Below are 6,418 nucleotides of genomic sequence, written 5' to 3'. Positions count from 1 at the left end.
CCGGCTCGGCCGGAAGAGCTGGCGGCCCTGGTGCCCAAGGCCGCCCACGCGGTCTTCGCGGCCGCCCTGGTGCGGGCGGCGCTCGACCGCCACGTGGCCGAGGAGGTCGCCGCCGCCCAGCCCTGAGCGGGAGTTTTCCAGCGGCGAGCTTGCCACGGGGCGGCATGATGCCGGGCTCGGGGGGCTCGCTGTGCACGACGCCCCTGGCGTGACGAGGTGACCGCGGCCGTGGCCCTCGCCGCGCTCACCGTCCGCCGGCTGAGGGTCCGTTACACGACCTGCCTGCGCCGACCGATGCGCCGCCTGGGCGAGGTCGGCCACGCGGCGGCGAGCAAGGTGACGGCCCACGAGGCCGCGCCGACCCACACCAGCGGGGTCTCCTTGGTCAGCGTCGCCGACAGCAGCAGTGCCAGGGTGGTGCCGGCGAGGAAGGTCACCAGCAGGGCGCGTGGCCACCGCGCGAACCGCGCCGCGATCTCCCGCAGGGGGGTACACACGCGCATGGTGCGCAGTCGCCGGGCGAGCGCCCGGTCCTCACGGCGGAGCAAACGCTCGATTCCGTCGAGAGCCATGCGTTCCCGGACGGTGAGCCGGCAGTCCTCCCTCATCAGCATCTCCTGGAGGCGTGGGCCGGGCTGCTCCGGCCATCTCTGCCCCGCGTGTACCCCGTTGTGCGGCAGGGACCGCCGCCGCGGCAGGAATGACCTGATACGACCGGTGGCGGACGACGGACGGGGGCCCGCCGCGATGCGCGGCGGGCCCCGGCGTGCTGCGGGCGAGAGGTCACCATCGGTACCAACGGCGGCGCCCACCGCCTTCGGCGGCCCGGAACACGAAGCCGAGCAGCCACACCACCAGCACGATGATGGCGATCCACCACAGGGCCTTGAGGGCGAAGCCCGCACCGAAGAGGATCAGGGCGAGCAGCAGGACAAGAAGCAAGGGAACCATGTCGTCAACCTCCTGACCCCGCGTCTGCCCTGGTGTTCCGTGACCATGCACCACCGGGCCGCGGCGTCCACCGGAAGGACTGTCGGACCGGGGCGGCATAATCCGGCCATGAGCCTCACCGCGCGGCAACTCACCCTCGCCACCCTGGACCGTCAGCTCCTGCTCGAGCGCAGGCGCCTCGACGTGGCCGAGGCGGTCCGCCGGGTCTGCGCGCTGCAGGCACAGACCCCGGCCTCCCCGTACCTGGCGCTGTGGAACAGGGTTCGGGACTTCGCGCCCGAGGACCTCGACGCGGCGTTCGCGGACCGGCGGATAATCAAGGCGACCCTGATGCGGATCACGCTGCACGCCGTCCACGCCGAGGACCATGCCGCCTACCACGCCGCGATGGTGGGCACGCTGCGGGCGTCACGGCTGTACGACCGCCGCTTCACCTCGACCGGGCTGGACCCCGCCGACGCCGACGCGCTGCTTCCCGAACTCGCCGGGTTCCTCGACCGGCCCCGCACCGGCGCCGAGGTGGAGAACGAGGTCGCGGGACGTTTCGGCGAGCACGCCCACCGCGTGTGGTGGGCGCTGCGCACGTACGCCCCCGTGCATCACGCGCCGGCCGGCGGCCCCTGGTCGTTCACCCTGCCGAACACCTACCGCGCCTCCGCGGCGGTCCCCGCGCCCGAGCCCGAGCAGACCGACGCCGGGGTGCGGCGACTGCTGCTCGCCTACCTGGGTGCGTTCGGGCCCGCCTCGGCCCAGGACTTCGCTCGCTTCACGCTGCTGCAGCGCTCCGTCATCACCCGGGCGCTGGACGGGCTCGGCGACCAGGTGGTGCAGGTGGCGGGACCGGGCCGCGCCGCCCTGTACGACCTCGCCGACGCCACCGTCCCCGATGAGGACACGCCGGCGCCGCCGAGGCTGCTCCCCATGTGGGACAGCATCCTGCTGGCCCACGCCGGCGCGGGGCGGGTCGTGCCAGGGGAGTACCGGCCGGTGATCGCGCGGCGGAACGGCGACACGCTGCCGTGCCTGCTCGTCGACGGGCAGGTCGCCGGCGTGTGGCGCGCGACCGGCGACGGCCTGGAGCTGACCGCCTTCCGCAAGCTCGGCAAGGCCGCCTGGCAGGGGCTGGTGGAGGAGGCGGCGAAGCTGTGGGCTCTGCTCGCCGACCGCGACCCGGCCGTCTACCGGCGCTACGGACACTGGTGGGACAAGGGGTTCCCCGGCGTCGAGAGCCGGTTCGTGAAGGCCTGAACGTGGCGCCGCGACGTCGGCTTCGCCGTTTCACCGCCTCGCGTCATGTCGCGGAGGCTGCTCTGCCGATCTTTCGCGTACTTATCATCGGGTTTATACGTGATGATGCTGAGACGCCACTGTCCGAGAAGGGAGGAGTCAGCCCATGGAGCAGCCGGAGGAGGAGACCCGCCGGGACCCGGACCGAGACCCGGGGGAGGAGGCGACCCGGGAATCGGGAACGCCGTCCTCGGATGCACCGGATGCACCGGATGCACCGGATGCACCGGATGCACCGGATGCACCGGATGAACCGGATGAAGAGGAGCGGGGCTCGGAGCAGTTGAAGATTCCACCGCACGAGAAGCGTCGGGGAACCGGCCTGGAAGATTTCTAGGTCGTCCTCCCGGCACCCGCACAGCGGTGGGCGGGACGCCGCCTGGGCAGCGCCCCGCCGCGCCGGACTCAGGTGGACAGCAGGCGGTTGAAGAAGGACCGGTAGCGCCGGAGCGCCGTGCGCAGGTCCTCCGTGTTCACCTGCTCGCCACGGGTCCACTGGCCTTCCAGGTCCCCCTTGTGCTGGGCGAACGTCGATGCCAGCTTCTGCATGACGTCGGCCACCAACTCGTCGGCGGCGTGCACGGCATCGCGGGGGTCGTCGACGAACTCGCTCTGGATCTGCTGCCAGCGGTCGCGGAAGTGCTCCTGGTCCTGAGAACCCAGCAACTGCGGGGCCTCATCCGATGCGGTCTCCTGGACAGGAGTGCCCGCCATGTCCTCCGGGGGCGGTCCGCCCCGGGTTCCGCTGCTCTCGCCTGGGTACTCCGGTGCCCGGGAGGCCGCTTCCGGGCGGTCCGGCTCGAGGCCGGCGGGTGCGTGGGTCTCTGCGAGGTCTTCGGTGGCCAGACCGCTTCCGCGGGAGGCACGCTCGCGTTCCATGGTTCTCCGCCTCTCCAGATGGGGTGTTCCGGGACGGGCCCTTCGCTCAGGCCCGGGCGTGGCGCCGCCCACCGCCGTCGGTGAGCAGTTCGTCGAACAGGGCGCGGTAGTGGACCATCGCGCCGCGCAGCTGTTCGGTCGTGGCCTCGTGCCGGGTGCTGAGGTCGTTGACCTCGTGGGCCGCCCGGTAGTGGTCCAGGGTCCGGCCGTGCTCCACCGAAAGGTCCTTGACCTGCTGGTCGAAGTTCTCGGTCGGGTAGCCGCGGTCGCGCATCAGGGAGCCCACCAGGCTGTCGGCGTCGTGGACGGCGTCCTCGGGCCGGTCGACGAACTCCTCCTGGACGCTGGTCCACTCCCGCGCGTAGCGGTCACGCACACCGCTCGGCAGCGGCTTGATGTCCAGCGAGTCGTGACGCTTGGTGCGTGCGGCGAGGTCCCGCTCGGCGTCCTTGCGGCTGTCGGCGCCTTCCACCGTCCGGTCGTACTCCGGGCCGAACCGTTCCTTCAGGCGCCGGTGGCGCATGAAGAGGGTGGACGCCACCGCGATCAGGGCGAGTATCACCACCACGGGGATGATGATCGCCAGAAGTGTCCCTGTTGACATGGGGTCGACTCCCTAGCACTTACGGGAACCCCCCTCAGGCTGACGCCTGCCCTGGCACCGGTATCCAAAACGCCATGTGTGCGGGCATTCGTCACGTATGACGCCAGTGGCACCTCAGGCCGTACCGTGCTCCGCGCGCAAGTGCTCGACGACCGGGGTGAGGGCTTTGCGGAGGGCCGCCTGGTCCTCGGCGGGGAGCAGGTCGATGAAGTGCTCCCGGACGGCGGCGACGTGGTGCGGGGCGACGTTGCGCATGGTCTCCCAGCCCTCGTCCGTGAGGACGGCGAACAGCCCGCGCCGGTCGGACTCGCAGTTCTCGCGGCGGACCAGGCCGGCGTTCTCCATGCGGCTGATCTGGTGGGACAGCCGGCTCTTGGACTGCAGGGTGGCGCGGGCCAGGTCGCTCATCCGCATGCGGTGCTGGGGCGACTCCGAGAGGTTCACCAGGATCTCGTAGTCGTTGATGGTGAGGTCGAACGGCTCCAGGTCGCGTCCGAGCTGGTGGAGCAGCAGCGTGCCGACCTCCAGATAGGTGCGCCAGGCGCGCTGCTCGTCAGCGGTCAGCCATTCGTCGCTCTTGCCCTTCGCCATTTCCCCATCCTATCGAGTGCGGCAATTCTGCTTGAAAGCTCCACATTTTAGCCATTGCGATTGACCCGAATGCATCACTCAACTGTGATCGATCTTCACCGCGAGTACGCTCCGTCGATAGGGATTCAGCCACGACAGGAGCGTTGACCATGCCCGAGATGCGCCTTGCATGCCGCAGTCCTGAAGCGGCTGCCGCCGTGGTGGCGGTAGGCAGTTGCCCCGGTGACCCGCAGCACACCGTGAAGCAGGACGGGGCCGACGTCGTCATCGGGTATTGCGACTCACTGTGGCCCCTGGACGTCGCGGAATGGGCGGCGCTCGAAGGCCACGCCAGCGACCGCGCCGCTGCCCGGGTGATGATCTCTCTGTAGAAGCCGGCGGCAGCGAGTTCCGCAAGGGCGGGGAAACCGGTTCCCGGGAAACGGCGAATCCGGCCTGCGTCTGCCTCACCAAGGCCTGAAGGACACGGCGGATCAGGTGGAGCGCCCCGTGCGGCCGCGGCGGGTGAGGGCACGCTGCGCCCTGCTCAGCAGGCGGCTCGGGGAACGGGATCGCAGCGCGGCATGAGCGGCGTTGGCGCCCGGGGCGCCGTGCACGCCGCCGCCCGGATGGGCCCCCGCGGACGCCAGGAAGAGTCCCGCGATCGGCGTCTCCGGACGTCCCGTTCCCGGGAGGGGGCGGAAGACCAATTGCTGGTGCATGCCCGCGGTGCCGCCGTTGATGGCGCCGCCGTGGAGGTTGGCGTCGTTCGCCTCGAGCTGGGGCGGGGCGAGTACACGGCGGGCGGCGACGAGTGAGCGGAAGCCGGGTGCGTACCGCTCGACCTGCGCTTCGACCCGGTCGGCCATCAGCTCCTGGTCGGTGCGGGTCCAGGTGCCGGTGATGCCCGCCCCGCCGGCGTCGCCGCGGACACGGTGGGGGAGGTGGGTGTACGCCCACGCGGATTGCGTACCGGACGGGGAACGCGACCCGTCCGCCGTGGTCATCTGCCCGAACAGGAGGAAGGGCCGCTCGGGCACCTGCCCCATGGCGATCTGCGCGGCGAACCGCGTCAGTTCGTCGACACCTTCCGCCAGGTGCACGGTGCCCGCCTGCGCTGCCGCGGACGACGACCACGGCACCGCGCCCTCCAGGGCCCAGTCCACCTTGAAGGTCGCGAAGTCCCACTGGAAGCGGCGCAGATCCTCCAGGACCCGGTCCGGGAGGTCGTCCCGGTCGACCAGCTGCCCGTACAGCGCGGGCACGGACACGTCGGCCAGCACGGCGCGGCGTGCCGGCACCGCGTCGCCGTCGGCCGTACGGACCCCCACCGCCCGGCCGGAGCGCACCACGACCTCCGTCACCCGCGCTCCGCACCGCAGCGTCCCGCCGCGTCTGCGGAGCCGCCCGACGAGGGCGGCCGTGAGCGCTCCGGCGCCGCCGACGGGCACGGGGAAACCGTACGTCTGCCCCAGCATGGCCATGAGCCAGCCGAATCCTCCGCTCCCCGCGGCCTCCGGGGCGAGATCGGCGTGGAGCGCGCAGCCGGCCAGCAGCAAGGGGCCCAACTCGCCCCGGAACTCCTCCTCGCCCAGACGGCGCACGGGAAGCACCAGGGTGCGTGCCATGCGCAGCCCACCGCCCGCGCGCAGCCGTGCCGCGAGCCGCAGGCCCGGACGCACCGGAGGGAAGGGCGTGAACAGGGCATCGACGAGGTCGTCGCCGAGGCGCCCCCAGATCGTGCACAGCCGGTGCCATGCCGCGCCGTCGCCGGCGGTCTCCGCGTCGAGGACCGCGGCCGTGTCGACGGCACGCCGGTGCAGCACCGCGCAGCGGCCGTCGAGCAGCGGATGGGCGACGACGGCCGGCGCGTGGCTCCAGCGCAGGCCTTCACGGTGCAGGTCGAGCCCGCGGATGACCGGCGAGGCGGCCGTGAGAGGGTAGAAGGAGCTGAACAGGTCGTGGATGTACTCGGGATGGACGTCCCGCCCGGAGCGGACTCCGCCGCCGGGCTCGTCCTGGGCCTCGAGCACCTCCACGCTCCATCCTGCGTCGGCCAGCAGGTTGGCGGCGACCAGGCCGTTGGGGCCCGCGCCGATCACGACCGCGTCCGCCATGGGTGCCTCC

Annotated in this window: 9 protein-coding genes; 3 read left to right on the top strand and 6 right to left on the bottom strand. The window is 71.8% G+C overall.

The genetic code is table 11. The features are described from left to right. Window positions 1-269 precede the first annotated feature (269 nt). Window positions 270-608: a DUF3040 domain-containing protein gene (locus ABZ312_RS38585; RefSeq protein ID WP_500439715.1), complete on the bottom strand. Its 339-nt coding sequence runs from the start codon at window positions 606-608 to the stop codon at window positions 270-272. Window positions 609-783: 175 nt separating this feature from the next. Beyond that, window positions 784-951 (bottom strand): DUF5670 family protein, encoded by a 168-nt coding sequence (locus ABZ312_RS38580; protein ID WP_018561957.1) that lies wholly within the window; start codon window positions 949-951, stop codon window positions 784-786. A gap of 108 nt (window positions 952-1,059) precedes the next feature. Between ABZ312_RS38580 and ABZ312_RS38575 the strand changes: the two genes are divergently transcribed. Both ABZ312_RS38575 and ABZ312_RS38570 read left to right on the top strand, forming a co-directional pair. After that, window positions 1,060-2,199, top strand: coding sequence for a winged helix DNA-binding domain-containing protein (locus ABZ312_RS38575; protein ID WP_500323975.1), 1,140 nt, complete (start codon window positions 1,060-1,062; stop codon window positions 2,197-2,199). Window positions 2,200-2,344: 145 nt separating this feature from the next. Then, on the top strand, window positions 2,345-2,575 hold the full coding sequence (locus ABZ312_RS38570; RefSeq protein ID WP_500439714.1) for a hypothetical protein: 231 nt from the start codon (window positions 2,345-2,347) through the stop codon (window positions 2,573-2,575). Between the two features lie 68 nt (window positions 2,576-2,643). On the opposite strand, the gene ABZ312_RS38565 is transcribed toward ABZ312_RS38570, so the two are convergent. The 3 genes from ABZ312_RS38565 to ABZ312_RS38555 all read right to left on the bottom strand — a co-directional run bounded on the left by ABZ312_RS38565 (window position 2,644) and on the right by ABZ312_RS38555 (window position 4,312). Next, window positions 2,644-3,117, bottom strand: a complete 474-nt coding sequence (locus tag ABZ312_RS38565) for a hypothetical protein (RefSeq protein WP_500323977.1) — start codon at window positions 3,115-3,117, stop codon at window positions 2,644-2,646. A gap of 46 nt (window positions 3,118-3,163) precedes the next feature. Beyond that, window positions 3,164-3,721, bottom strand: coding sequence for a hypothetical protein (locus ABZ312_RS38560; RefSeq protein ID WP_500323978.1), 558 nt, complete (start codon window positions 3,719-3,721; stop codon window positions 3,164-3,166). 114 nt (window positions 3,722-3,835) lie between these two features. Then, window positions 3,836-4,312, bottom strand: a complete 477-nt coding sequence (locus tag ABZ312_RS38555; protein WP_500323979.1) for a MarR family winged helix-turn-helix transcriptional regulator — start codon at window positions 4,310-4,312, stop codon at window positions 3,836-3,838. Window positions 4,313-4,461: 149 nt separating this feature from the next. Between ABZ312_RS38555 and ABZ312_RS38550 the strand changes: the two genes are divergently transcribed. Further along, on the top strand, window positions 4,462-4,683 hold the full coding sequence (locus ABZ312_RS38550; RefSeq protein ID WP_500323980.1) for a hypothetical protein: 222 nt from the start codon (window positions 4,462-4,464) through the stop codon (window positions 4,681-4,683). Window positions 4,684-4,785: 102 nt separating this feature from the next. Here ABZ312_RS38550 and ABZ312_RS38545 read toward each other — a convergent pair whose 3' ends face one another. After that, window positions 4,786-6,408: a phytoene desaturase family protein gene (locus ABZ312_RS38545; RefSeq protein ID WP_500358981.1), complete on the bottom strand. Its 1,623-nt coding sequence runs from the start codon at window positions 6,406-6,408 to the stop codon at window positions 4,786-4,788. Window positions 6,409-6,418 lie beyond the last annotated feature (10 nt).

Source organism: Streptomyces sp. NPDC006207 (assembly GCF_040613835.1).
In the GTDB taxonomy this organism is placed as follows: domain Bacteria; phylum Actinomycetota; class Actinomycetes; order Streptomycetales; family Streptomycetaceae; genus Actinacidiphila.
The sequence above is the reverse complement of the archived record's forward strand: the minus strand, read 5'-3'. Positions and strand labels throughout refer to the sequence as shown.

Coding starts and splice junctions, on each gene's coding strand:
- ABZ312_RS38575 (WP_500323975.1), top strand. CDS start 1,060: ATGAGCCTCACCGCGCGGCAACTCACCCTCGCCACCCTGGACCGTCAG.
- ABZ312_RS38555 (WP_500323979.1), bottom strand. CDS start 4,312: ATGGCGAAGGGCAAGAGCGACGAATGGCTGACCGCTGACGAGCAGCGC.
- ABZ312_RS38560 (WP_500323978.1), bottom strand. CDS start 3,721: ATGTCAACAGGGACACTTCTGGCGATCATCATCCCCGTGGTGGTGATA.
- ABZ312_RS38585 (WP_500439715.1), bottom strand. CDS start 608: ATGAGGGAGGACTGCCGGCTCACCGTCCGGGAACGCATGGCTCTCGAC.
- ABZ312_RS38570 (WP_500439714.1), top strand. CDS start 2,345: ATGGAGCAGCCGGAGGAGGAGACCCGCCGGGACCCGGACCGAGACCCG.
- ABZ312_RS38550 (WP_500323980.1), top strand. CDS start 4,462: ATGCCCGAGATGCGCCTTGCATGCCGCAGTCCTGAAGCGGCTGCCGCC.
- ABZ312_RS38545 (WP_500358981.1), bottom strand. CDS start 6,408: ATGGCGGACGCGGTCGTGATCGGCGCGGGCCCCAACGGCCTGGTCGCC.
- ABZ312_RS38565 (WP_500323977.1), bottom strand. CDS start 3,117: ATGGAACGCGAGCGTGCCTCCCGCGGAAGCGGTCTGGCCACCGAAGAC.
- ABZ312_RS38580 (WP_018561957.1), bottom strand. CDS start 951: ATGGTTCCCTTGCTTCTTGTCCTGCTGCTCGCCCTGATCCTCTTCGGT.